We start from the raw sequence: 25,928 nt of genomic DNA, 5'->3' as shown, positions 1-25,928 counted from the left end.
AATATAAAAAAGGTATACATATCTACTATGATACGTACACCTTTTTATGTTACATCTCCTCAGGTGCCTCCACCCCAAGCAAACGTAATCCCTCTTTTAATACAACCGTCACAGCATAAACTAATGCCAGTCTGCTGTCTTTCTCTTTACTCTCTTCCAATATACGCACATTTCCATAATATTTATTGAACGATTGTGCTACATCTAATACGTATTTCGAAATGATTGATGGCTCATTTTTGTTGAAGGCTGCTTCAATTACTTGTCGGAACTTATTCAGTAATTTTACGACGCTCCAGCTATGATCATCTTTTAATGCAAACGTACACGTTTCAAATTCTACACTTTCTTTTCTTAAAATAGAGCAAGCACGCGCATGTGTGTACTGTACATATGGTCCTGTTTCTCCTTCGAATTTCAGCATATTTTCTAATGAGAATTCGATATTATGCATACGCTCATTTTTCAAATCGTGGAAGATGACTGCTCCTACACCGACTTGCTTTGCTACTTCTTCTTTCTGTTTTAAGTTTGGGTTTTTCTCTTCAATATTTTGTTTTGCAAGGTCTATTGCTTCCTCAAGTACTTCTTCAAGTAAAATAACTCTTCCTTTACGTGTCGACATTTTCTTACCGTCTTTTAAAATGAACCCAAACGGTACATGTTCCATGCCGTCAACCCAATTGTAGCCAAGCTTTTTTAATACAGTGAAAAATTGATTGAAGTGTAAACTTTGTTCCAGGCCAACTACATATAGGGCTTTATCAAATGCATAAGTGTTTTGACGATATAACGCTGCCGTTAAGTCACGTGTTGCGTAAATAGTCGCACCATCTGATTTTCTAATTAAGCAAGGCGGCATTCCCTCTTCTTCTAAATTAACGACTAATGCGCCTTCTGACTCTTCAAGCAACTCATGCTCCTCTAAAATCCCAATGAAATCTTCCATTAAGTTATTATAAAAAGCTTCTCCTTGAAAATTAGTAAATTCTACACCGAGAAGTTCATAAATTCGAGAAAATTCTTTTAAGGATTCGTGACGGAACCAATTCCAAAGCTCAACAGCTTCTTCATCACCTTCTTCTAATTTCTTAAACCAAGCACGCCCTTCTTCTTCTAGTTCTTCGTCGTCTTTTACCTCTTCATGGAATTGAACGTATAACTTAAATAATTCACGGATTGGATCCTCTTTAACTACTGCTTCATTTCCCCATTTTTTATAAGCAGTAATTAACTTTCCAAACTGTGTTCCCCAATCCCCAATATAATTAATTCCTACAACTTTATAGCCACATTTTTCAGCGATATGTTTCAGTGAATTTCCAATCATTGTAGAACGTAAATGCCCCATCGAAAAAGGTTTTGCAATATTTGGAGATGAGTAATCAATAACTACTGTTTTTTCACATCCAAAGTAATTTTGACCGTATTCTTCTTTCTTAGCTAAAATCGTTTTTAATACAGCATCACTTACAGTTTCACGATTGAAAAATACATTTACATAAGGACCAACAGCCTCTACTCTCGTAAAGAACGGATCATTTACTTTCTCCGCAATTTCCTTTGCGATAATAGCTGGTGATTTTTTATATTGCTTCGCTAGTGAAAAACATGGGAACGCTGCATCTCCGAATTCATCTTGTTTCGGTGTTTCGATTAAATCTAAAATTTGATTTTGCGTTAATTCATTTACAAAAATATTTGATAAACTTTTCGCAAACTGTGTTTTATATTCCATACTACAACCTCCTTATTTTTTTAAACACAAAAAACTCGTCTCTATATAAGAGACGAGTTTTAACCCGTGGTACCACCCTTGTTGTTCATTACGAACCACTTTCCCGTTTATAACGAGGACAGGGGACCTCGGCTTACTCTACTATTCGTTCAAGAAGCGTCTCCGAAGTGCGCTTCATCTTTTTCTTCTGCACTAGGCTCACACCATCCCTAGCTCGCTTTCCTTCTGAAAAAGACTACTCTCTTCATCACAGACAGTATATTTAATTAATTATTGCTTATTATACATCTTTTCAAACAATTAGCAAGGGTCAATTACGCCAAAATGAAACTTTGCACTTTTTCTTTTGTATACGTGAAAATTGTGTTTTTCAAATCTAGTACTACGGAAATGGTCTTTCAGAACAATACGCTTTCTCGCCACACGCTTCGCTTCCGCAATTGTTTCATCAGTAATATCATGATACAAAGCGAAGTGTTTTAATCCTTTAATTCCATCTGATTCTATGACAGTTTCTTCAAACATCGGATCAAGGTAAACAATGTCATAACTATTATCCTCACATTGCGTTAAAAAAGCGAAATGCTCTGTTTGCTTTACATGGATTCTTTGCATTGCCTTATCGATTTCAGCAACTGATGAAGACCATGTTTGCAAACCTTTTTCCATTATGTAAGCCATATATTCGTTACCTTCAAGTCCTGTTACCTTTCCACTTTCACCAACAATATAGCTAGCTACAATACTATCTGATGCCATGCCGAGCGTACAATCTAGCACTGTCATCCCTCTCTCTAATTGGGCAGCTTGTACAAACGGATCGTGTTCTCCGCGCATTAACCTTTTCACACGAAACATTGCTGAGTTTGGATGAAAGAAAAACGACTCTTCCGTACCTTCAGGGTAAATAGCTAATCGGTTCTTCCCTACAACAAGCACATCTTGTTCATATTTCTCATGCAGTTTGTGCACAGGTATATCATTACGTATAACGAAAGAACTATTTAATTCTGTCGCTACTTTTTTTGCATAAGATGTCATTTCTTTATTTGTTCGTCCTGCTGTTGTTACTATCATTATTTCACCTCTATATAAAGAAAAGAGGGAGATTTACTCTCCCCCTTCTTTAGCAATTCTTTTCGAAAGCTTGTTCTAAGTTCGTAATAATTTCGTCCATTGTTGCACCTTCAATTTCATGACGGTGAATGAAGTGAACAACTTCTTTTCCTTTTAATAATGCCATAGATGGTGAAGATGGAGGGATTTCTCCGAAGTATTCACGCATTTTTGCAGTAGCATCTTTATCTTGACCTGCAAATACAGTTACAAGATGATCAGGTTGTTTTTCAGCACGAACAACTGCTTGACCTGCTGATGGACGCGCTAAACCAGCTGCACATCCACAAACTGAGTTTACAACTACTAATGTTGTACCTGATGCATTCTCCATAAATTCTGTAACAGCTTCTTCTGTAGTTAACTCTTCAAATCCAGAACGCACTAATTCTTGGCGCATTGGAATTACCATTTGACGCATGTATTCTTCATAAGCATTTGACATCTTGTATCTCTCCTTCAACTTTCATTCCAAATTCATCATATCACGCTCTATTAATAGGTGCAAAAGAAAGATAGTGACGTTTTCATTTTTTTGAAGGGATTTCACAAACCCCACCGCGGCAATGTCCAACTGGGACAAGTTTTCTATTGTTAGCGATATAATCGTATACTTTGCTTCCAAATCCAAGTACGATAGATAATTTTATAAAAGGCACTGCAAACCAATAAGATGGAACAGCCTTCGCTAATACGTTTATGCTGTGAATTCCGTCATACCATTTATTATTTTTAAAAATATACATCCTTTGTTCCATCTTACTTTGTAGTTCTTGAGAAAGATCATACTTCTTAACTACATCATCATCTCGAAATGAAACAAATGTCATTTTACCCTTTTTATCTAATTTCTTCGTACGCTCTGCCACTGCTGTACACATCGGACACCAACTATCATAGAAAACAATCATATATTATTCCCCTTTACGAGATTCCGTCATTTGTTTCCATACAGAACCTTTCGCTTCTTCGCCGCCTTCAATACGCTCTAATGCAAGACGAGCTTGCATCGCTACTTCAAACTCTGGATCATCTTGCGCTGCTTTTAATGCCGGAATCGCACTTTCATCTCCAAGTTCAAATAAGAACATAGCTGCACGCCAGCGTACTAATTTACTTGGGTCTTTCAGCGATTTAATCATAACGAACATCGCTGCTGGGTCACCTACGTCTGATAAGCAATCCCCTGCAGTACGACGAACACTTACTGAACGATCTAATAACGCTTTATATAATAACGGTAATACTTCATCACCTTTTACCATACCTAAATAAGCTGTTGCTATGCGGCGGATAGATACTTTTTCATCGTCTAACGCCATTTTCAACACTAGAATATCCTCTTCAGTAGGATCCATTTGCTCTAAAGCTGCAAAACGATTTTTCCAGTCAGAATCTTTCATCATCTCTTCTGTTACTTTATATGGCTCACGCTTTTGAATCGTTACTTCAACTGCCCCAGCCTGATCTAATAATTCTTTAACTGTTTCATTTACACGTTCTTCTGAATAAGCAGCAACAATTTCTTCTACTACTTCTTTCCCGATTTCTTCAAAATTACCGTAACGTGTACTTTGCTCTACCCATTTACGCTCTTTCACAACGTTAGGTGCAGACATTTGCACTTTCATGATTGATTCTTTAAAACGATCAGGTAAACCAACACGCTCTTCCGTCGTTCCATCTGTTAACTTCACTTGCATCGGAATTGTAAAGAACATTTGAATAAATACTTTCACTTCTCCAAAGTGAGAAAGTTGCTGTTCTTCGCTTTCTTCTACTACTTCTTCACCGAAAACGGCACGAACTTGTTGTAATAAAACTTTCCAATCATACTTCGCATTACGCTCGACTGCTAAAAAGTCTGCTACATGATACACACCTTTAATGCCTTCAATTTTCAAAATTTCTTGCACTTGTACTGGTGCTTGTTCTTTATTTTCATTTGTATAATTATTACGCGCTCCTGATGGTAATACTTCATTCAAAATAACTTTCATTGTATTTGGACTTGGCGTCGGTTCAATTGCTTTAATCTTCACGTAAAAAACTCTCCTTTATTGCGTGTTCTTAGCTGTATTGTAACATGTTATCACTCTATACTCCTACTCGGATGCTTAATTTTACTACTTTCTTCCCGCTACCATACTATTTCATTTTTTACATTTCAAATTAGGAACGAATTTTAAAACCGTTCGCTTCCGATAGGTTTTATTTTAAGGAGGGAATTTGTTCTCTTTGCCCTACATAAAAAGAGGTATCTATATCCTAGTTAGATCATTCATTTTAAAGTGAAGTGCAGTTAATAAATAAAGCTCTGGAGGATACTACTAAAAAAGAAGAACGATTTATATATAAAAACGTTCATACGAATGCGCTCTGAGGGACTTGTTGGTGGAGAATTGATTTCTGAAGACATTTTGATTGTGGATATTCCAAAAGATGAATTAATGGAATTGCTTAGAGTGATAAAAAGAAAAAAGGCGAACCCTTTATGAAATTAAGAGGTTCGCCTTTTTTGTTATGACAATTCCATATTATGTCAAATATATTTGTGTATGATATACATCATCATGGTGTTAGCAAGCAAAAGTATATTCTTCATTTCTGAAAACAGTAGATGGAAGATTGTGACCTTCTGAGTCCGCTAAGAAAGAATACACAAGAACATCCTCAACATCATCTTTATTTCCTCTAATGATAACGTCAAGAAAATCTTCTATATGGAATTCTGGAGTAAACAACACAATCTTAGATGTTCTGTTTGGTCCTAAAGAAACAATAGTACGAGAGATTTCAACTAATTCATTTTGCGTTGGGAAAAAAGTGTTTGGACTTCTCTTAACAATTACCGTTACATTACTAGTATGGCAGCGTGAATCATTGTTTAACATAATATTGAGAGCAGTTGGAATAATACCATTCTCAGAAACCGGAACTCGAAAAACCCCAGTAGATTTATGAGCCATATAATCACATCCTTTCAAAATAAAATATTCTTAACAATATAGTAGATGCAAGAAAAGTTCATTTTGATAGGGACAAATTATGTGATTAATATGCACATAATTATCTTCAATATTAATAAATCAATGATTCAAAAGATTAACAAGTACCGTGAAAAATGTGGAATAGAACCAATCTAATAATCCCACTTCAATGAGTAACCATTTCCAGAGGAATCTTTCAATATTCAGTATAAAAAATTTTAAATTTATAATTTTCGTTAGCGTGTTTTTCTTCAAAATTGCTGACAGTACCCCTTCTTTAAATTTATTAAAATACTTTCCACAATTTTTTCCGAAGCTATTACTTAAAATCCCCTTTTATTACGATGCCCCCTTCCTCCTTCTCTCCAAAAAGGTAATACTCTCAATCACAACTTCAGTTCTATATATTTTCTTTCCTTTTTCATCATCGTAATTATTCGTATGAATACGCCCTGTAATTCCAACAAGTGATCCCTTCGTACAATATTCTGTTACATTTTCAGCTGCTCTTCGCCAAACGACACAATTTATAAAATCTGCTTGTTGTTCACCTAAACTATTTCGAAATCCTCTATTCACTGCAACACATATTCGTGCATAAGCGACGCCTTGTTTTGTGTAGTATAATTCTGGATCCTTTGTCAATCTACCGATTAATACAACTCGATTCATCATAAGTTATACCACCTCGCATGTTTTTCTTCATTGTAAAGAAAAATGTGTGAAGGGTAAAAAGGATAAAATTGTATATTTCTAAAGTAAAAAGGATTACTTTGCATATAAAAAAGCAAAAAAGAAACCCTACATATTATGAACATGTAAGGTTTCAAGATATATTATATTTCACTGCAAGAGATGTAATACCCTCCGCGAGCCATCTTTATTTCAGCGCTAAACAATGCATCGTCTAAGTAGAATGTAATCGGTTTAACTTTACTCTCAAATTTTAGTAGTTCATTACATTCAGTTGCATACCCTTCAATGGCTGAAATAATGCATTCTGCTGACGGATATGTTAAAGCATCATCTAGTTCTATGAAAAAACTTTTAGAAAATAGTTTTTTCATAATCCCTTTCTTCTCTTTCATCATATTCCATCCCCTTCCATTCAAACTTCTAACATCCACATTATACCATTCATTCAATTTATCTTTGAAAATAAAAAAATCCTGCACATTTCATGCAGGATTTTTTCATTAGTCATTTTTCGTAAAGTAAGAAACGAAACGAAGAATTTCTAAGTATAACCATACTAGAGTCATCATTAGACCCATTGCACTGTACCATTCCATATATTTTGGAGCTTGGCTACGTGCACCGCTTTCGATTAAATCGAAATCTAGTAATAAATTTAATGCAGCAACTACAATAACAACCGCACTAATGATAATACCGATTGTACCGCCCTGGTGAATATATGGAACAGTTACACCAAACATATTTAATAAGAATACGATTAAATACATAACCATAATTCCCATTGTCGCTGCAATTACACCCGTACGGAATTTATCAGTTACCTTTACAACGCGTGTTGCATATAAAACTAACATTGCAAATAGAATTGAAATTGTAAGTAATACAGCGTTTAAAACGATAGAATCGCCAAACTTCATTGTATAAACTGCTGAAATACTTCCTAATACAACTCCTTCTACCGCCGCATAAATTGGCGCCCCAATTGGTGCCATTCGCGGGAAGAAGATAGATGCAAATGCGATGATTGCCGCAATTACTAATGCACCAATTAACACTGGCATTTTCATCGTACCCTGCATCATCTGTATGTATGAATAGACAGACGTTGCAAGTAGCAAGATAAGCATGATAAACGTTTTGCCTACTGTTCCGCCAATAGTCATCGCAGAAGCGCTTGCTCCCTCTTTACGAAATGCCTCTTTTTTCAACATTGGATTAGATGTTCTCATTTTTTCCCTCCTAAAATAGGTTCTACCAATAGTGTAAAGTTTTTCTCTTTACTTTTCAATATATGCAGCTTGTTTTTATTTTAATCCTTCAACGATATCTGATAGTTCACTCCATCTTTCCATCGTTTTTTCTAGCTCTTCTTCTGATTTCTGCTGTGCTTCAGATAATTCTTGTGCCTTTGTGAAGTCAGATCCAACTTTCGCAAGTTCTTCTCCAATTGACTCAATTTTCTCTTCTAGTTCGGCAATTGTATCTTCAATTGTTTCCCATTCACGCTGCTCATTGTATGAAAGTTTACGTTTACGTTGTTGTTTTGGAGCTGCTTCTACTACTTTTTTCTCTTTTTGAACTTCCGCTTTCTCAATAAGTTCTTTCGTTTTTTCCATTTCTAAATAATCTGTATAACTACCTAGGAACTCACGCACTTCTCCTCCGCCAGTAAAGATGAACAGTTCATCTACTACTTTATCTAAGAAGTAACGGTCATGCGATACAGTTAAAACGACACCTGGGAAATCTTCTAAATAATCTTCTAGTACTGTTAATGTTTGTGTATCTAGATCATTCGTAGGTTCATCAAGTAATAGTACGTTTGGTTCCCCCATTAAAATACGTAATAAATATAAACGTCTTCTTTCACCACCAGATAGTTTACCAAGCGGTGTACCATGTGAATGTGTCGGGAATAAGAAACGTTCTAACATTTGAGATGCACCAATTACTTTTCCATCTGTTGTATGAATAACTTCTGCAATCTCTTTAATGTATTCAATCATACGCTGATTTAAATTCATCTCTTCATTTTCTTGCGTATAATAAGCAACTTTTACAGTTTGTCCTACTTCAACTTCACCACTATCAGGAGATAACTTGCCTGCAAGCATATTTAATAGAGAAGATTTCCCGCTTCCATTCGCCCCAATAATTCCGATACGATCGCCTGGTTTCACAATATGATTAAAATTATGTAATACCGTCTTATCGCCAAATTTTTTCGTTACATCTTTTAACTCAAGTACTTTCTTTCCTAAACGACTTCCACTTAGTGCAATATCAACTGACTGTTTTGCAGCTGGCCCTTCTTGTTCCTTTAACTCATCAAAACGCTGAATACGCGCCTTTTGTTTCGTAGAACGGGCTTTTGCACCACGGCGAATCCAAGCAAGTTCACGACGATATAAATTTTGGCGTTTGGATTCTTGTGCCAATTCTTGCTCTTCACGAAGTGCTTTCGCTTCTAAAAATGTACTATAGTTTCCTTCGTAGCTATATAGTTTACCATTATCTAATTCAAAAATACGATTCGTCACACGATCTAAGAAATAACGATCATGGGTTACAAGTAATACCGCCCCTGTATATCTTGCTAAATATTCTTCTAACCATTCAACTGTCTCATGGTCAAGATGGTTCGTAGGCTCGTCTAAAATTAATAAATCAGGTGTTTCAATAAAACATTGTGCCATTGCGATACGTTTTTTCTGTCCACCAGATAAATTCCCAACAGTTGTAGTGAAATCTGTAATTCCTAATTTCGTTAGAAGAGATTTCGCATTTGCATTTGCTTCCCATGCACTCATTGCATCCATACGTTGCTGCACTGCAAATAATTGTTCCTGTACTTTTTCATTACTTGGATCTTTTTCAATATTTAATAGTGCTTTTTCATAATCACGAAGAAGACGAATTAAAGGTGTATCACCATGGAACACTTGCTCTAATACTGTTAGTTTTTCATCAAACTCTGGTTGCTGTGATAAATAACTAATGGTATATCCACGTGAATGCGTCATTTCACCTGTATCAGGAGTTTCTAACCCTGCAATAATTTTTAATAATGTTGATTTACCAGTACCGTTTACACCAATAATTCCAACACGTTGTCCTTCTGTAATACTACATGATAATCCATCAAATAACGGTTTTTCTCCGTATGATTTCGATAAGTTCTCCACAGTTAACATTTTCATATTTGTGCATTCCACTCTTTCATAAATTGTTCTATAAACTGTTCCATATAACGATGACGAACTTCAGCTTCTTGTTTTGCTGCGTTCGTATTCATTAAGTCTTTTAATTTTAAAAGTTTTTCATAAAAATGATTTAAAGATGGATCGTTATTTTTTCTATACTCTTCTTTCGTCATTACTTCACGCGGCGGAATTTTTGGATCATACATTAATCTCCCTTTCGCTCCGCCATATGCAAAAGTACGTGCAATCCCAATTGCTCCAAGGGCATCTAAACGGTCTGCATCTTGAACAATTTTCCCTTCAACTGACTCAACTGCGCCGCCATGTCCACCCTTATAAGACATATTGGCGATGATATGAAGAATATGTTTACTTTCTTCCTCATCTACATGTAACTCTTCTAACCAATCAGAAACTTTTTTCATTCCTGCTTCTTCACTTTCATTTAACTTTTCATCTGCCACATCGTGAAGTAATGCTGCCATTTCAATTATAAAACGATTTCCTCCTTCTTGCTCGGATAAAGAAATCGCCAGTTTATGTACGCGCTCAATATGATACCAATCATGCCCACTCGCATCTTTTTCTAAAATATTTTTTACAAAAGTAATTGTTTTTTTAATCTTTTCTTGTTTTGTCATTTTATCTTCACCCAGTTTCTTATTGTAACACGCCCGCCTTTTTTCATCACATATTTTCTTGTCCGCCCATACACTAGGTGGTAGGCATCATCATGAAGGAGGAATAAACATGTTCTATAATAATCAACCGCCTTATCCACAACAACCATTTTACCCTCAGCAACCGGAACAAAGATATACAGAACAATATGAGGAACAAGAATTACAACAGCCAGAACAACAATACGAACAAAATCCATACGCTACACCGCAAGCTCAAGAACAACAAAATCCATACGACACACGTCCAAATTATGAATATCCTCAAAATCCATATGCAGCACCGCAAACTCAAGAACAACAAAATCCATATGACACACGTCCAAATTATGAATATCCTCAAAATCCATATGCAGCACCGCAAACTCAAGAACAACAAAATCCATATGTAACTCAGCCACAACAACCACAATACCAACAACAAATGTATCAACCCAACTACGACGCACGTGTCTCACCACCTAAACCACCAACAATTGATCCAATGCAACCACAAATTTTACCACCAGGTCCGACTTTAGATATTACACAACCACAAATTTTACCACCTGGGCCTATTACAGAACCGACTCAACAACAAATTCAACAAGTTGTCGGTACACAATTTTTACCTTTAAAGAAACCTGTATTAGATTTCGTAAAACCTTGGGTAGATTATGGTTTAAATGAAGCGAAACATACTTCACATAAACACGCTTTAACAGAAGTCGCTGCGATTATGTTTTTAGTTGGAAAAGGATATAACCCAACAATTGCTCATTATATCGTAGAATCTTGGGAGAAGAATGAGCAGTTTTAGGGTTGTTTATTTGATAAAATATAAAAAACACAAAAGTGCCAAAACCCTTATACCACAAGGGTTTTGGTGCTTTTTAATATCTAGAACAAATTTTATTGAAATAATTATTTTTATAGATTTTCATATTTTTTTATATAGTACGTGAACAAAATGTGTGCAAAATGTGTGCAAATATATGAATCGCATTTCGCTGTTGTTGCACCGGTTATTTAAACCAATTCTCAATTATGAGATTTATATGAGAAACCAACACTTTTTCCTGTTGGCACCCGGACAGTTTCCTGATATCCAGCCACGACACTCATGCACCGTGGCTGGATATATAAATTCAATTAAGTTTTTCGTCTTTTTCTTCCTTTTTTCTCCGTCCATTCCGACCAAGTAACGTTTTGATAAAGGGGCTACGCTATCCCCACAGCATTCTTTTTTCAAAGAACAATTAACTGTAGAAATGTCGTACCGCCGATTCCAAAGTAAAAAGGCACCTGATTAAGTGCCCTAAATAGTGCCCCGAACAGTACTCCTAAAATTCCATTACTTTTTAAATCATGCCAAGCGCTGTAGCAAAGTTGATGATATCTGATTTACGTTTTCTATAAAACTTACCTCGTTTCATTCCAAGGATAGTATAAATGTAATCATCATTTAATTCTTTGATACTCATATACTTCATTTCAAGAATCCTTTGTTCATCCTCATCAAGAGCTTCTTCAAAAGCTCGTTTTAACTGTCTATATTTCAACTCATGTTTATCCACTTGCTTTAGCTCAGGAAACAATAATTCTACTCCAAGTTCTGTTTTTTCTTGCTGATTTTGAAACCGAATACGTCAAACTCTATATTTCCGTAACTCATTTATAACAAATGGAACAATTATCATTTTTTCATCTACATGTTTGAAAAATGATAATTGTTCCATATATAACCCTCCCACTTCTCAATCCTTACATATGTAAGACTAAAATTTAAAATATTTTAGATATATGCCTTTGTATGTGTATGAAATTAGTTCTGTATCCCAAATAGGTTGGAAACCTTCATTTTCTTATGCCTATTACTGTGTAATTTACTAGCAGTGATCATTTAATTTAACACAATTACACTACATTCTCATAGTATATTTAATCATTTTCACCAGACATAAAGTATAAAAACAATTAAAGAAAAGAGACTGTCTTCAAAAGTTTATCTGTGGATACTTTTTTGACAATCTCTTTTCTTATATCAAAATTTTCAACTACAAAACTTATAACTGATTATACGAATGTTATACCCGCACTTGCGAATCCTGTAATAGCAGTAGCTATATCAAAACCAGGTGTAGTCGATGAAACAACAAGTAATATCTTATCTTGTGGAGCGACCGCAATTGCTTGTGCGCTAATACCACTCGCGGTATTACCGATAGCAATAAGACCACTAAATGCTGGTGTTAATAGTAACGGTGTACCTACTGGAGTGAAAGTATTACTTGCTGCTGGTGCGCTGTACAACTGCATTTGAATTTGTATGCTTCCTAATGCTAAAGCAACCGCTACAGTTACACTAAAGAATCCTGCTAACGAAGTAATTGTACCTGCGCGAGGAGCTACAAATGCGAAATCAAATACTGGAGGTACAGGGCCTATAGTAATCGGGCCACCAGGTGGGACAATTACAGGGAAGAATGAACTTCCAAATCCAAGAAGTGCTCCTGTGTTTGCTAATCCACCTAAAACAGTTGCTAATGCTACTGGCCCACCTGATGCATACGGAATAACTGCTCCAGCTCCCGTTGCCCCTGTTAGGCCTGTTGCTCCTGTTAGGCCTGTTAGACCTGTTGGACCTGTTGGACCTGTTGGACCTGTTGGACCTGTTGGACCTGTTGGACCTGTTGGACCTGTTACTCCTGTTAGGCCTGTTGCTCCTGTTGGACCTGCTCCGGTTCCTGCTGGGCCTGTTGGACCTGTTGGGCCTGTTGGGCCTGTTGGACCTGCTCCAGTTCCTGCTGGACCTGTTGGACCTGTTGGACCTGTTGGGCCTGTTGCCCCTGGAGTAGCATTGATTAATTGAATTAATAAATTAAAAAGAATTTGTAAAGTTGCAGGATCGACATTTGAGTCGCAGGATACAGGGATAAGATCTAAAGCGAAGAAGAATTGTGCAAGTGCGCTATAAAATTGTTGCAATAATGTTGACAATTGACCTAAATTAGGAGCTGGAGATTGTAATAAAACTAAAATACTTTGAGTTAATTGTTTCAAAAAATTAACTTCTGGGGAAGGTAATAAGGAATTTAAGAAAATTAAAAATTGATTAAACAAATTGAATAACGCTAATCTGTTTGCATCACTTGGATTTGCAAAAAATGCTGAAATAGCTGATACTAATGAGTTTAGTAAAGTAATTAATTGACTTAATTGTTCCCTAGTAATAGGAACTGACTGTGGATTTTTACAACAATCTGCTGAAAAAACAATCGGATTGCAGTTATTATGATCAAAACAATCATTATGTTTCATTTATTTCCTCCTTATTTAATAATTTTGAGAGAATATTCTTATACTAAGAAACACTCAATTGTAATGGTGTTGAATATTTTTAAATATCCATTTTTCTTAGAATAAAAATAGTTACTAATAATTAAACTATAAAAATTCAGTTTAATTACATTCACAACTCACATAATATAAGTATACGCATCTATTTATCTAGTGCTTAGATTAATTCCCTAATGAAAAAGCGTATTTTTAAAGGAATACGTTATTACTTCTATCAACGCGTTTATTTTGTCAATAAACGAAAAGGCATATTAATTTATAAGTTCAATAATGCCATTCTAGAGTAATACCAAATGAAGTTTTTTGAAAAACTTTAATCTTCACAACCTAGTTGTTTATATCATGAGTTTCTAATAATGCATTTCATTTTCCATTAAGAGCTAATCATTTTGCTTTTACTGACTAATTTTTATTTCTTTGTAACAATTTATACTCATCTTACATACATTATCTTGAATCCTTACTTTTCGAACCATTTAATTGTTCATGACTCACAAACATTAACAATATATGAATGGTGTACTGATTCATAGAAGAGTACCATATAATGGTGCTCTTCTTTATTTTTGTAACGATTTATACTCATCTTACATACATTATCTTGAATCCTTACTTTTCGAACCATTTAATTGTTCATGACTCACAAACATTAACAATATATGAATGGTGTACTGATTCATAGAAGAGTACCATATAATGCAGTGACCCCTGTCAAGTAGACAGGATTTAAAAAGCGCAACTAAGCAACCTGAGTTCTATATTTATATGGACTCAGGTTGCTTAGTTGCGCACGGCAAATTTAACCTCATCTACTTTGCGGAAGGAATACAAATGAAAGCATTCTGCCTTAAAGTGACTGAAGAAGTTTTCCATACAAGCTTTATCCCAACAGTTACCTCGTCGAGACATACTTGCCTTCAGCTGATTTTTTTTAAGTAATTGATTATATTGACGAGATGTATATTGAGACCCTTGATCACTATGTAAGAGGATTCCCGTTACATTTCTTTTTTCTTTACCTTTTTAAGTGTATCTAACGCAAGCTTTAAGTCGTTTCTACGACTGGTTTCATAGGCAACAATTTCATTGTTGTACAAATCCTAAATAGCTGATAAGTACAGGCGTTGCCCATTGAAAATCAAGTAGGTTATATCCGTTACCCATTTCTCATTTGGTTTTGAAGCTTGAAAATCTCTATTTAGATGGTTATCTGAAATCACATATGCCTCTTTTTATACTAATTACGGCTTTGATGCCTAATTGATTCATCAATCTTTGTATGCGCTTATGATTCAAATGAAGGTTATAGGTAACTTTCAGCCACACTTGCACTCCTCTATTTAATGTTTAACTAAGAATTATAGAAAAAGTCCTTTTCTCTACTTTACATACACATAGGCTTCATTTGCAGTTACATAGTATGTTGTGCCTTTACTGTTGTGTACTTTGTATTGTAGTGAACCATTAACAGATACTTTAGCATCAATAGTAAATCCAAGCCCTTCATCTACCGTTCCTGCTACATCTTTATCAGACCAAGAAGCAGAATCATAGAAGCGAAGGTTGTCCACTTTAGAAACAACACGTTTTCCTACTACAGAACTTGTAGCAGAAGTTTGTTCCCCTTGATATTTAATGTAAGATGGGTTGTTATAAATCCATTGGTTACCACCAAGATTTAACCAATCACCTTGTTTTCCCCATACTTGATATGCTTCTCCTTTATTTAATTGACGAATAACACCATGATTTGTTGATGGTCCACTTCTTAGGTTGACGTTAAGTCCTTCAATATAAGCTACGCCTGTTGCACCTACAACGTTTTGAGATGGCTCTTGTGGTTTTGGTTTAACTGTAACTGTTGCGCCTTCATACGCCTTTTGTACGTCCGCTCTGAATTGTGATTCTGATACACCATGACTGCGAAGATAATCAATCGGATCTTCATGGTCAGTTCCACCTAATTTGTAAGTAATATCTTTATGTGTCCATAAACCTTTGCTTGGATGAATCCCTCTATCTTTTAAAATCTTAGCTAATAGTTTTACATAACGCTCGTAAGAAGATTTAAATTTATCTGGGTTGCTAGTTTCAGAAAGTTCTACGTGAACAAATCTTTTATTTGCAGCTGGTCCAGCGCCATAAGCAACATATTTTGTATCGGCAATTTGGACTGTTTCGTTCCAATCTACAGCATAATGTACAAATGCATTTCTCCATGTTCTAGCTTCATAATTTCGAATGTTAATTGCTGGTGCTTCTGGTGTTGCAGTACTATGTGCTACAACGCCCTCATAAGCGCCCACACCATAGCGATATGCTTGTTTCGGTAAATCTTGAATGATTAGTACTCTATCGGCAAATGAAGCCTTAGCAAACGAAAATAAGAGTAATAGCGTCATAAATAATGAGCTGAATAGTTTAATTGGTTTTTTCATTGTGTATTTTCCCCTTTTTGCCAAACAAAAAGAGCACCGTCTTTTGACAATGCTCTCCTTATGTAAGGCGTGTATTTTTTATTTGGTATTATGTTTTTCTTTTCGTGCATCACTTCTTTGGATTTTTGCTTGAATTTCGGATGCTACACTTTCTAATAACCATGCAGGAATCCATTTTTCCCAGCCAATTCGTGCACAGTTTGCTGCGAAACTATTAAAAATGTGATAACTCAATCCACCGACTACCATGAAGAAAAAGAAATCAGGTAGTTTAAGAGCAATATCAAATAAATGTGCAAGGGCTGGTAATGATAAAAGCACCACGGTTCTCGTGATGCCCTCAATTCCATATTGTGATGAGTATGTCCCATCTAGTTTTGAAGCCTTACTACCAGTAATCCAGTCGAGCATGATAATCCAGCAGTAAATTGAAATCCAAATTAAATTAGCTTTGCCGTAGAGTAAATTAATTATTGTTCCTAATCCACCACCGATAGCACCACCTACTTTAAATTGAGTACTTGTAATAACATCGCTTATATTCAATGCCTTGATGAGTTCGTGAATCCTTTCCAAGTTCTCACCTCCTTTCAAATTTTGACCAAAATAAATAAGCCTGCTGCAGCACGCTCAATTTCGATAAAGTTATATGTTCATTTTCTTCCACGCGTATTCTAGTGGTTCAGTTCGTGGCGGTTTCATTACTTCTTTTTCAGAAGCACCTCCCTTACCTTGAGATAAATTGTGCATAACACCTTGACGGGTAGAAATCTGTCTAATACCTGTTCGAATCCAATCATCGGGATTTAAAATAACCCCTTGATGTTTGAGAAGTTGCCTAACTCCTGTATGTGAAAAATCAATTGGATTCACCTCAATTATGTTTTAGATGAATATTAAAATAAATTGGTTCAAATGCTAGGAAATTTGTATCCTTCACAACCTTTACCCAAAAATCACGCGTGCTTTGTGCAGCTACGGAATCAACTTGTATTTCATTCAAATAGTTAATACCATCTAATGAAATAAGCGCCCCAGTGTAACCGAATTTCTCCATATACTGTTGAATGGATAGTTTTATATTTGTAGCAGCACCGATGTTGTCATTTACAATTGTCATTTTTACAATACGCTCATTATTCACCATGTAACCTAAATTCGTTGGATCCGTTGTATTTAATTCTTCGCTATTCATTTTGATTTGCAGGGATGAACCCATACAATACATATCCCCACCGTAAAAGGTAGCTTGTTTCTTTGCTAGTAGTTCGTTTTCTTCATCATATATTTCTATGATTCCCTCAAACTCTAAAGAAGGAAGTAGAATATCAATGCCTGTATGAGCTGCAGCTACAATGTTAGTAGACAGGATATTATCTGCAGTATCTTTTAATACAACTTTATAATTTTCATATAGTTGGCGCAGACGTAACATATTACTTGTTGTCATAATAATTTTATTGATGTCTAGCGGTATAAATCCCTCTGCAGTTCCTCTTTTTAAAACAACACCAATTCTTTTTGCTGCTACTGAGTCGTTATCCGCATAATCAAAAAATGTATCTGTCTTTGTGTAAAAGTCCCATTGATTTTCCTTACAAATTGCCATCCACTCTTTATTGCTTTGCGAACCATTAGCAGCATAAGATTCAAGGAATTCAACCTTATTCTTTTCATTTTGATAGATCAGTAAGCCGCCTTCATCTCCTTCTTTTGTAGGAGCATAATCCGCAATAACCTGGATTGCAAAGTTACTTTGTGGTTTATCGATTAAAAGCATAACGTCTTTATCTGCAGAATGATTCATACGTAAGAATCCTTTTTGAACAGCATTGTTAAATGCATTTGATGGTGACATAATCCATTTGGGATTTATAGAATCAAAATCATCTACAAATAGTTTTCCACTTTCTTTTTCATACAAGGATACTTTAGGCTTTTTGATTGAATCTGGTGATAGTAATTCTCCACCTAATACGTCAATAGCATCTATAATATTTTCTTGAGCTTCAATTACAACTGTATGAATACCTGCTGAAAGATTTAATTTCTCATATGCTAAACATTGTTGTAATGGAGATTTAGGAGAAATTGTGTAAGTTTCAGAAGAACCGTCTATTGTAATTTGTATTGGATATCGATAACTTGAGTAATTATTGTGTTCTGAAATAACTCGAATTCCAGTTCCCGAAAATGCAAACTCACAGGTGAAAGGTTCGTTACCGTGATCACTATTATGAAAAGATACTGTATTGTTAAAGTAACCCTTAGAGTTTGCTAGATGATTCCAAGTGCCTGTATATTTAATATTACTATCCGTATCATCAAACCGTTTCCACCATGGTTCCGGTTCTTTTAATACATCACCAACTTTAGCGCCTAAATCTGCGTAATCAATAGCAGCTAAAAATGTATAATAAATTCCAGGTGTTCCTGGTGGTAGAGCGGAACCTTTTGCTGTAACAGTAACGATATGCTCACTTTTCACTAAATCTAGTTTTTCAAAACAAACATGGAAAGAACTAGAAGTAGCGGGAACTGAACCAGTAAACTTAGTTCCATCAATACTGACTTCAATGTTAAATTTGTGTTCATGCCACTGTTTAAGCATTATGCGTAAAGATGTTCCGGTAAACTTAAACGAAAATGTGCGGCCCTCTTCTCTCCCTACAAACCAGGCACTTGCATCAATAAGATTTTTATCATCGCCCACTACATCCCATCTTCCAGTTTGTGCAGCAGGAGTTCCGTATAGTGGCATATCGTAAAAAAAATTACCTGGACCTACATTTGCTAAACTGCAATACTTTCGTGTCCAACCGGATTCTGGGTTTAGTAGACTTTTTCCTAATTGATTGGCCATTGTATCCTCTCCTACTTATCTTGTTTTTTTCCAGTTTGAATTTGTCCACCAAGATTGACGGCTATGACGTAGCCATAACTTCGGATCATCATTTTCTTTTTCAATCACTATTAACTCATCTGGTTTTTCTGTATCTAGTACTCTCTCCATTTTGAATCGTTCATTATCCTCTAGAACTGATTCTCGTTCTGGTGTACGTTCAAATCGTTCATATTCCTCTGTAACGATTTCTAATTCATGTTCCCTATCAAATGTATCTACTTCGTTAGCCACGGCTTCTACACTAGCCTGTCGCTCTAATAACTCTTGTTCACTAACGATTGCATATTGTTCAGATTCTCTTGCTGCATGTACAGTTTCAATTACATTTGTATCTGTTGTTATAACTTCTTTATCGGCTGGTGTTATATCAGAGATAATTCCGCCATCAAATTCACGTATACTGGTAAAGGCTTCTTGCTCTGTAATAAGAGCTTGTTGTGTATCCTGTTTATAAGAAATATCTAATGATATATGTTCAGCATCTAAGATAATTGGAACAATGTTAGAAGCGACTTCTTCAATTACTGCAGTTGTATGTTCTTTTATTGCTTTTTCAGATTCAATTGTTTGATCTAGTTTCATCTGCATCAGATTTAATGATTTAGATGAATCATTAAGTAAGGTAATTCGTGTTTCTAGTTCTTTTTGAACACGGCCGAACAAATCGAATTCTGGAAGATATACAGGAATACCAAGGCCCTCAAATAAATCAAACTCTTCTATGTTTGCTTGAAATTCTTTTTCTGTTTTATTGGCAACTTCATCAGTATCTACATGTGTAATAATTAAGCGTTCTTTGAATCCGAATGAAGAAATTTCATCTACATGTGTAAGTATTGCAGTATCTTCCTTATCTGCTTGATCCAGTCCAACTACAGTTGCTTGCAACTCATTTTTCACTTCTGCAAAAGTAACGTCTGGCGATGCACCTTGTAATTCTTTTAAGATACGATGAGAATAATCTGCATCAGTAATATCGGCATGTATTTCATGTAACCTCTCTGCTTCTTCTGCGACAATTGTCTGTATCACGAATATGTTTTGCGATTTATTCGCATCATCAGTTCCGGAAATATCTTTAACAGATAATACCCGTGAAGCATTTTTAACTTCTTGTCCTACCTCTATAGCTGCAGTAAATACATTTTCTTTATGTGCGAATTCTTGTTGATCGGCATAAACAGAATCAAGTGTTTCTACGATACGTTCAAATGCGTGTGTTGTATCTACATTCGCATACCGTGCTTTTGTTCTTGTAAATGATGCAGATTCATTTCTTTCAGTATCAAATACATTTATTTTCTTGCTTACTTCATTACTTGCAATAACATCTGCAGCAAGTTCCTTTGTTCGAATAGAGTGATCCAGGTGAATTCGCTCTACATCTATGTCACGAATTAAATACGCGCTTTCTATATTTTCATAAGGGAGCAGGTTCACGCTTTCTATTTCTTCTAAGCGGTTCGATTCATATTGTGTAGCAACAGAGGTTTCAATGTCTCTTTGCATACGAGCAAATAAATCATAATCCGGAAGATAAACCGGTATACCCATACCATTGAACAAATCAAATTCTTCTATAATCCCTTTAACTTCTCGCTCTTTTGCACCAAATTCGAATTGTGCCGGCGTATGAAGGAGTATTTCTTTTCGCTGTATGTCACCAATTTCTTTTTCTACGATAGATGCAGGGAGTACCTTTGAAACTACATCGGATAAAATAACTTTTTCGTGTGTAGCTTGTAATTCCCTGGTTACAATATCGCTTGCTTCATTATGCATTGATACAGCTTCATAATCCTTTGTAACTCTGTCGGCCATAAGATCATTATAAAAACCTTCACCGTATACAATACGAGCAACATTTACCCATTCCGGTAATACTTCTACACCTGCAGCGAATTCACGTAATTTTCCCTTTAGTAAGTCCTGCTGTATGATCGGTGCAGCTTCATACTCATTTGTTATATGATTCGTTGCATCAGAAGCGTGTACCATTGTTTCCATCTCATTTGGTCTTTCGCTCTCTACCCCTTCGATATGGTTTATATCGAAAATTCGTCCATGTTGTGATGATTCTGCAGCTGAAATAAGTTGAACAGAAACACTGTCAATCCGTTGTGAATGCTGCATTTCAATGTTGGCCACATTTATATTTCGATTTAATTCAAAATCAGTTGTATTTGAAATATAAGCTTCTACCTCTATTTGTCGCAAAGCATTCTCTACAACATCTGTTAAAATCCCTTTTGCTCTTACTTTTGTGGCGGTTACTCCTGTATTATCTTCTTCAACAGCCTTATATCTCGCATAAGGAGCAATGCAAATTGGATAATCAACATCATTTTTATTTTCTGTATTCGCTGGTGTAATAGAAAAAGAATAAACTTTTTCATTCCGATCTGGTCCAGAACCAGCGACAACAACATGACTTTTTTCTTTGGTACATATAGAAGGGGAAGCAATAGAATAAACTTTTTCACTCATTCTTCTGCTACCCCCTTATGCTTAAATATCTTCTTTGTAGATTGCTAAACCAATTGGATTAAATGGTGTTGCTTTTGCTTGTGTCATAGGACAAACCGGCGTTGTTGGTAATGTGTAACGATATAATTGGGCCATTTCATAAGCGCCTGTGATTTCAGAACCAATAACCGGTGCTTTGTTAAATGTAACGGTCTTATCTTCTGCATTGTATACATAATCCGTTTTTTCTACTTCTTTACACGAAATGAACAGTCTTAACGTTTCGCCCTTTGGCTTATGTTCTAAATGAAATACTTTACGGTGGCCATTGCCTTGCCCAAGTACTTCATCTACAACTGTTTTTTCAATTTCTAGCTCATCGGCTTGTTGGATGTTCTTCGGATGTACTGCATATACATCATCCAGCTTTCCAACATAGCCATCATTTGGATGCACAATATAAATTTGAGATAAATGGTATTTACCACTATAAACCGATGGGTTAAAGCGTCCTTGTCCACTATCTACTGACATATCATGTGTGATGAAAGCTAAATAATGGTGTTGGTACATTGCTCCTGTACTTGATTGCGATAATTGAACCGTTTCGTTTCCGTTTGATGTATCAGAACCGTAATCAAGTGGCGCATTACTGATTTTTTTATTTGGTGAATATACAAATTGATCGCCTGGTCTGCAGCCGCTTAAAATAATCATGTTTTTTCTTGGTGCAACATCGAATGTATATAATTTTCCGATATACAACGGAACGAATAAAGCACGAACTGGATTTGGTGTTGGATCTACACGCATAAACATAATCAATCGGTCTTTATTTGCGTTCCCATACAGATAAACAACAGAATCACGATTTAACTCTTTAGAGAAACGCTGCTCCGGTGTAAAACTAATTGATGTATAAGGGGATGGGTTCACAAAATTAATCGTAGAATATACTTCGCCCATAATACTTTCCATCTTTTGTACATCGAAACTTGTTTTTGCCGTTAATGTATCCAGTGTTCCGTCTTCTTTTGGTAATAAGAAATAAATACCGCTAATCTTAATTGTTGTATCTGCTGCAGGTGCAGTTTTAAATACAATTTCTTTTTCCGTGAAAGAATACTCACTTGGGTCAACAATAATATCATTCTTGTAAACTACGGTTCTACTTTCATCAAAGTTAGGGAATGGTAATGCAAAGTTCTTTTTCGTTCCATCGCCTTTTCCTAATTCACCTAATTTATCACCGGAAAGGATCTCTTTTTCAATGAAATATCGATTGAAAGTAAATAGCAGCATGTCATTGTTTGGCTCATATGTGTTGGTAGCTAATCTGTATTCGCATGTTACTTTATCGCCTTTTGCAATAGCAGTAGTGAATGTTACCTTTCCTGTAGTTGCATCCACTTTATATTTACTCTTTTCTTGCTCAAACCCATTTACATATACGATGACAGAAGGGCCAAGAACAGGAGAAACAGGAATAGAGAAGTCTTTCTTCACTCCATCCCCCATGCCTAATTTACCTAGTGGAGAATCTGCAGAAATAAACCGGCTATCAGTGAAATCAGAATCAGCAGTGTCATACGCATTTGCTATACCGAATCTTCTGCGTTCTCCATCACTTCCTAACGATTCAAACAACCTTACATCAATAAATTTTGAAATGCCGCTCTTGATTTGGAAAAATAGCGTTCGTTTCCAACCGTTATTTGCAAATAGTTTTTCTAATTCTTGCGGTAATGTTTGTAAATATACGACTTTATCAAACCACATATATGTACACTCCTTTATACTGTTTTCTCAAAAATACCTAATCCAGCAGGACGATACGCCGTAGCAGGTCTTTTTGTAATTGGTGAAATAGCATCTACATTAAAGAATTTGTAAATGTCGTGTGAATCCGGACAAGTATTCTTTCTAACTTTTAATCTATCGCCATTTAATAGACCTAACGGAGACAATAGGATCATATAAGGTAAATATCCACGTACACCTTCATCTGGATGAACAATATAAGCACGAGAAGTATGTACTTTATTGCTATAAACAGACGGGTTAAATTGATATTTGTATTCGTCATTATCTTGTGATTGCCATGCTAGTGAATATTGACCGCCATCTTTACCAACGCGATCTGGTGGCATTGCATTAGGCGCTACATTCCAAGCAATAAAATGAGCCTGGTACCTTGCCCCCAATCGTGAACGTTTAATAATTACGTTATCAATACCATTACCAGGAGAACGTGGATAAGATTTCATGACAGGCATATAGTTTTCTACGTTTCTATATGGTTTCGTGTCGTTAAAATCAAATTTATGTGATGCTTCTTCATTACCTGTATCAAAAGCTGTTCCCGCCCATAATGCATCACCTAATGTATCATCGTTAGCGTAACTTTCTAATTGGCCCATATAAAGCGGTGTAACTGGAACTACGTTGTTCTCAAAGGCTGGTGTATTATCAGCTTGTATTAATAAAACAACACGGCTTTCATCAACTTGGCCATTAATCCGGACCAATGAATCCGGCCACCAATTTGTTTGAGCGTTGATACCTTGTAAATTCGTATTTCGTAATGTCACTTTCACCCAAGGAGACATCATGACTTGTGTCTCTGCCTCATCATAAGAGTATAATTTGTAACTTCCACCGCCACCTGGACTTATTTTTGTGGTAACTGTTATCTTAGTTAATTCCACATCTAATAATATTTTTTCAAATTTATTAGATTCATAAGGAAGAACAAGTACACCTTCATCAGCAACGCTTGGTTCTTTTTCAATCATATAAACATAAAAACAAGAACGATCCCTACCGCTTTCTAGACGTTTTTTACCGTCTTCGGCAAAAGCTGTCTTTCCTTCTTCATTAGTGAAGTTGTATTTTACTTCTGACTTTTTAAGTGACCATTTTGAAATTTGAGCAATCCCATAAATAGAACCGCTATTGTTTTTTACTAACATGTGCTTACTTATACCAAATTCAAACTTAGTATCATCTTCTGATTTCTGTTCCATATCTGGATAAACAGCTCTGAAAAATGATTTTACTTTCTTCCATCCGTTAGCAATTACCAATTTAACAATTTCATCTTGGAATTCGCCTTCTGTATACATTTTTTCAACGTATGCCATCTATTTCACGCCCCTAATCTCTTAATAGTTGGTAATTAAGCCATATAGCTTTTTTCTCTGCAGATGCATTATGGTATTCAAACTTTAGTTCTGCATTAGCAGGTATAGGTTTTACAATGGAAAAATTAAATCCCTCCGGCACGTCTTTTACATAAACCTCTTTAAATACTTGTTGGCCATTAATAAATAAATTCCAGTAGTCCGAATCACTGTAATGTGAAGCAGCAACAGAAAAGGCAATCATTTCTGTTTCGAATGGTAATGAAAACTTATCTACATGAATTTCATCATGAATACCAACTCTTCGCCCTTGTATAAATGGCTCTGTTTTTGTTGGGAAGTAAGGTGCGTCGAATCTTCCACCAGCCATATAGGTAACAGCAAAACTCATCAATACGCCCCCTTATCTTAAAAAGTGCAATTCAAACCAAACTGTTTTATCAAGAATTCCTTGGTTATGGAATCGAAATACAATTGTGTCTCCTGCTTTAACCGCTTTATAAACCATAAAGTGCATCCCTTCCGGAAGCCGCTTTGTATAAATATCTTGGCAAACGATTTGTCCGTTTACGATTAAATCCCATTTATCATCTAATTCGTAAATGGAAGAACTAACACTAATTGCGTAAATCTCCATATCTGCAGGTAATGTATATTTCTTTTCATAGGTTTTAAACGATGTAGAATCCATAATGAAACCAGGTATGAATGGTTCTGTTTTAGTTGGATGAAAAGGTGGATCTAATCGGCCACCGGCTAAATATGTTGTTTCAAACAAGAGCAATCACCCTTTTTCTTGTATTAAAAAATTCCCGTGCATCATTACGACACATCGGGAATTGGTAAATCAGATAGTATACCGTTACCTTTATTAAGAAGTCGCGGCTGCACACGTTCCAATTGTTTTTGTGCATTATATATTAATTGTATCTCCATCTCTTTTCCGGTTACTTTATGAGAGATAAGAACTTTTTCTAGCATACCTTGTGAATTAAAGGCTAAATCATAGTGTAAATATTTATCTCCATCAACTGCAGACAAACGAGCACCATCACGAATGAGGGTGTAACCTTCTGTCATACCTTCTTTAAATACATCGTTTGGGTCATTACCAGGCATTGGTTTACCACCGGTATATATTTGCCTGTCAATTAATCCTTTCATCAAATACATGATTGGATCATATAAGTTTTTTTGCATTATCATAGAAT

The 25,928-nt window shown here is 35.7% G+C and carries 24 protein-coding genes, 1 pseudogene and 1 other annotated feature; of the genes and pseudogenes, 1 reads left to right on the top strand and 24 read right to left on the bottom strand.

Annotated features, from left to right (window positions below; translation table 11 throughout):
• Positions 1-49: 49 nt before the first annotated feature.
• From argS to MHH42_RS10950, 11 genes are all read right to left on the bottom strand, one after another.
• Positions 50-1,738 carry an arginine--tRNA ligase gene (gene argS, locus MHH42_RS11000; RefSeq protein WP_016108300.1) on the bottom strand — a complete coding sequence of 563 codons (1,689 nt, stop codon included), beginning with the start codon at positions 1,736-1,738 and terminating at the stop codon, positions 50-52.
• A 45-nt stretch (positions 1,739-1,783) separates the two neighbouring features.
• Positions 1,784-1,998 (bottom strand) — a binding site (T-box leader).
• A 40-nt stretch (positions 1,999-2,038) separates the two neighbouring features.
• Entirely contained in the window at positions 2,039-2,815 is a 777-nt protein-coding gene (locus MHH42_RS10995; protein ID WP_070173140.1) for a class I SAM-dependent methyltransferase, read from the bottom strand.
• Between the two features lie 49 nt (positions 2,816-2,864).
• Complete coding sequence (locus MHH42_RS10990; RefSeq protein WP_000063703.1) at positions 2,865-3,299, bottom strand: BrxA/BrxB family bacilliredoxin; 435 nt, start codon at positions 3,297-3,299, stop codon at positions 2,865-2,867.
• Positions 3,300-3,381: 82 nt separating this feature from the next.
• Positions 3,382-3,765, bottom strand: coding sequence for a thiol-disulfide oxidoreductase DCC family protein (locus tag MHH42_RS10985; protein WP_000634894.1), 384 nt, complete (start codon positions 3,763-3,765; stop codon positions 3,382-3,384).
• A gap of 3 nt (positions 3,766-3,768) precedes the next feature.
• Positions 3,769-4,896 carry a conserved virulence factor C family protein gene (locus MHH42_RS10980; protein WP_000692595.1) on the bottom strand — a complete coding sequence of 376 codons (1,128 nt, stop codon included), beginning with the start codon at positions 4,894-4,896 and terminating at the stop codon, positions 3,769-3,771.
• Positions 4,897-5,433: 537 nt separating this feature from the next.
• Positions 5,434-5,823 carry a hypothetical protein gene (locus MHH42_RS10975; protein WP_000940649.1) on the bottom strand — a complete coding sequence of 130 codons (390 nt, stop codon included), beginning with the start codon at positions 5,821-5,823 and terminating at the stop codon, positions 5,434-5,436.
• 360 nt (positions 5,824-6,183) lie between these two features.
• On the bottom strand, positions 6,184-6,519 hold the full coding sequence (locus tag MHH42_RS10970; protein WP_000982002.1) for a single-stranded DNA-binding protein: 336 nt from the start codon (positions 6,517-6,519) through the stop codon (positions 6,184-6,186).
• Positions 6,520-6,680: 161 nt separating this feature from the next.
• Complete coding sequence (locus MHH42_RS10965; RefSeq protein ID WP_016108299.1) at positions 6,681-6,935, bottom strand: DUF4318 domain-containing protein; 255 nt, start codon at positions 6,933-6,935, stop codon at positions 6,681-6,683.
• Between the two features lie 105 nt (positions 6,936-7,040).
• Positions 7,041-7,772 (bottom strand): Bax inhibitor-1/YccA family protein, encoded by a 732-nt coding sequence (locus MHH42_RS10960; protein ID WP_001260657.1) that lies wholly within the window; start codon positions 7,770-7,772, stop codon positions 7,041-7,043.
• 75 nt (positions 7,773-7,847) lie between these two features.
• Positions 7,848-9,743 carry an ABC-F family ATP-binding cassette domain-containing protein gene (locus tag MHH42_RS10955; protein ID WP_016108297.1) on the bottom strand — a complete coding sequence of 632 codons (1,896 nt, stop codon included), beginning with the start codon at positions 9,741-9,743 and terminating at the stop codon, positions 7,848-7,850.
• Positions 9,740-10,387 carry an HD domain-containing protein gene (locus tag MHH42_RS10950; protein ID WP_016108296.1) on the bottom strand — a complete coding sequence of 216 codons (648 nt, stop codon included), beginning with the start codon at positions 10,385-10,387 and terminating at the stop codon, positions 9,740-9,742. The genes MHH42_RS10955 and MHH42_RS10950 overlap by 4 nt, the downstream gene beginning before the upstream one ends.
• Positions 10,388-10,496: 109 nt before the next feature.
• Here MHH42_RS10950 and MHH42_RS10945 point away from each other — a divergent pair, with 109 nt between their 5' ends.
• Entirely contained in the window at positions 10,497-11,225 is a 729-nt protein-coding gene (locus tag MHH42_RS10945) for a hypothetical protein (protein WP_070173136.1), read from the top strand.
• Positions 11,226-11,766: 541 nt separating this feature from the next.
• Here MHH42_RS10945 and MHH42_RS10940 read toward each other — a convergent pair.
• The 13 genes and pseudogenes from MHH42_RS10940 to MHH42_RS10890 all read right to left on the bottom strand — a co-directional run bounded on the left by MHH42_RS10940 (position 11,767) and on the right by MHH42_RS10890 (position 25,923).
• A pseudogene (locus MHH42_RS10940) lies at positions 11,767-12,144 on the bottom strand (ArpU family transcriptional regulator).
• Positions 12,145-12,481: 337 nt separating this feature from the next.
• Entirely contained in the window at positions 12,482-13,726 is a 1,245-nt protein-coding gene (locus tag MHH42_RS10935; protein ID WP_340893378.1) for an exosporium glycoprotein BclB-related protein, read from the bottom strand.
• 819 nt (positions 13,727-14,545) lie between these two features.
• On the bottom strand, positions 14,546-14,758 hold the full coding sequence (locus MHH42_RS32425; protein ID WP_097837845.1) for a DDE-type integrase/transposase/recombinase: 213 nt from the start codon (positions 14,756-14,758) through the stop codon (positions 14,546-14,548).
• Between the two features lie 213 nt (positions 14,759-14,971).
• Positions 14,972-15,091 carry an IS3 family transposase gene (locus MHH42_RS32420; RefSeq protein WP_179861625.1) on the bottom strand — a complete coding sequence of 40 codons (120 nt, stop codon included), beginning with the start codon at positions 15,089-15,091 and terminating at the stop codon, positions 14,972-14,974.
• A 53-nt stretch (positions 15,092-15,144) separates the two neighbouring features.
• Positions 15,145-16,203: an N-acetylmuramoyl-L-alanine amidase gene (locus MHH42_RS10930; protein WP_340893377.1), complete on the bottom strand. Its 1,059-nt coding sequence runs from the start codon at positions 16,201-16,203 to the stop codon at positions 15,145-15,147.
• Positions 16,204-16,281: 78 nt separating this feature from the next.
• On the bottom strand, positions 16,282-16,779 hold the full coding sequence (locus MHH42_RS10925; RefSeq protein ID WP_000439586.1) for a phage holin family protein: 498 nt from the start codon (positions 16,777-16,779) through the stop codon (positions 16,282-16,284).
• A gap of 298 nt (positions 16,780-17,077) precedes the next feature.
• Positions 17,078-19,066 (bottom strand): hypothetical protein, encoded by a 1,989-nt coding sequence (locus MHH42_RS10920; RefSeq protein WP_340893375.1) that lies wholly within the window; start codon positions 19,064-19,066, stop codon positions 17,078-17,080.
• Positions 19,067-19,081: 15 nt separating this feature from the next.
• Positions 19,082-21,595, bottom strand: coding sequence for a hypothetical protein (locus tag MHH42_RS10915; RefSeq protein ID WP_340893373.1), 2,514 nt, complete (start codon positions 21,593-21,595; stop codon positions 19,082-19,084).
• Positions 21,596-21,616: 21 nt separating this feature from the next.
• Entirely contained in the window at positions 21,617-23,353 is a 1,737-nt protein-coding gene (locus MHH42_RS10910; protein ID WP_340893371.1) for a hypothetical protein, read from the bottom strand.
• A 14-nt stretch (positions 23,354-23,367) separates the two neighbouring features.
• A complete protein-coding gene (locus MHH42_RS10905; RefSeq protein ID WP_097837852.1) occupies positions 23,368-24,717 on the bottom strand; it encodes a hypothetical protein in 1,350 nt (449 codons plus the stop codon).
• 13 nt (positions 24,718-24,730) lie between these two features.
• Positions 24,731-25,108 carry a hypothetical protein gene (locus MHH42_RS10900; protein ID WP_000006649.1) on the bottom strand — a complete coding sequence of 126 codons (378 nt, stop codon included), beginning with the start codon at positions 25,106-25,108 and terminating at the stop codon, positions 24,731-24,733.
• Positions 25,109-25,120: 12 nt separating this feature from the next.
• The gene (locus tag MHH42_RS10895; RefSeq protein WP_097837853.1) at positions 25,121-25,495 is read right to left on the bottom strand and encodes a Low copy number virion structural protein; all 375 of its coding nucleotides are present in this window, start codon (positions 25,493-25,495) and stop codon (positions 25,121-25,123) included.
• Positions 25,496-25,539: 44 nt separating this feature from the next.
• Positions 25,540-25,923: a hypothetical protein gene (locus tag MHH42_RS10890; RefSeq protein WP_000605848.1), complete on the bottom strand. Its 384-nt coding sequence runs from the start codon at positions 25,921-25,923 to the stop codon at positions 25,540-25,542.
• Positions 25,924-25,928 lie beyond the last annotated feature (5 nt).

Origin of the sequence: Bacillus sp. FSL L8-0099, assembly GCF_038006385.1 — a bacterium.
GTDB classification, from domain to species: domain Bacteria; phylum Bacillota; class Bacilli; order Bacillales; family Bacillaceae_G; genus Bacillus_A; species Bacillus_A toyonensis.
This window is presented reverse-complemented; position numbering and strand designations above follow the sequence as displayed.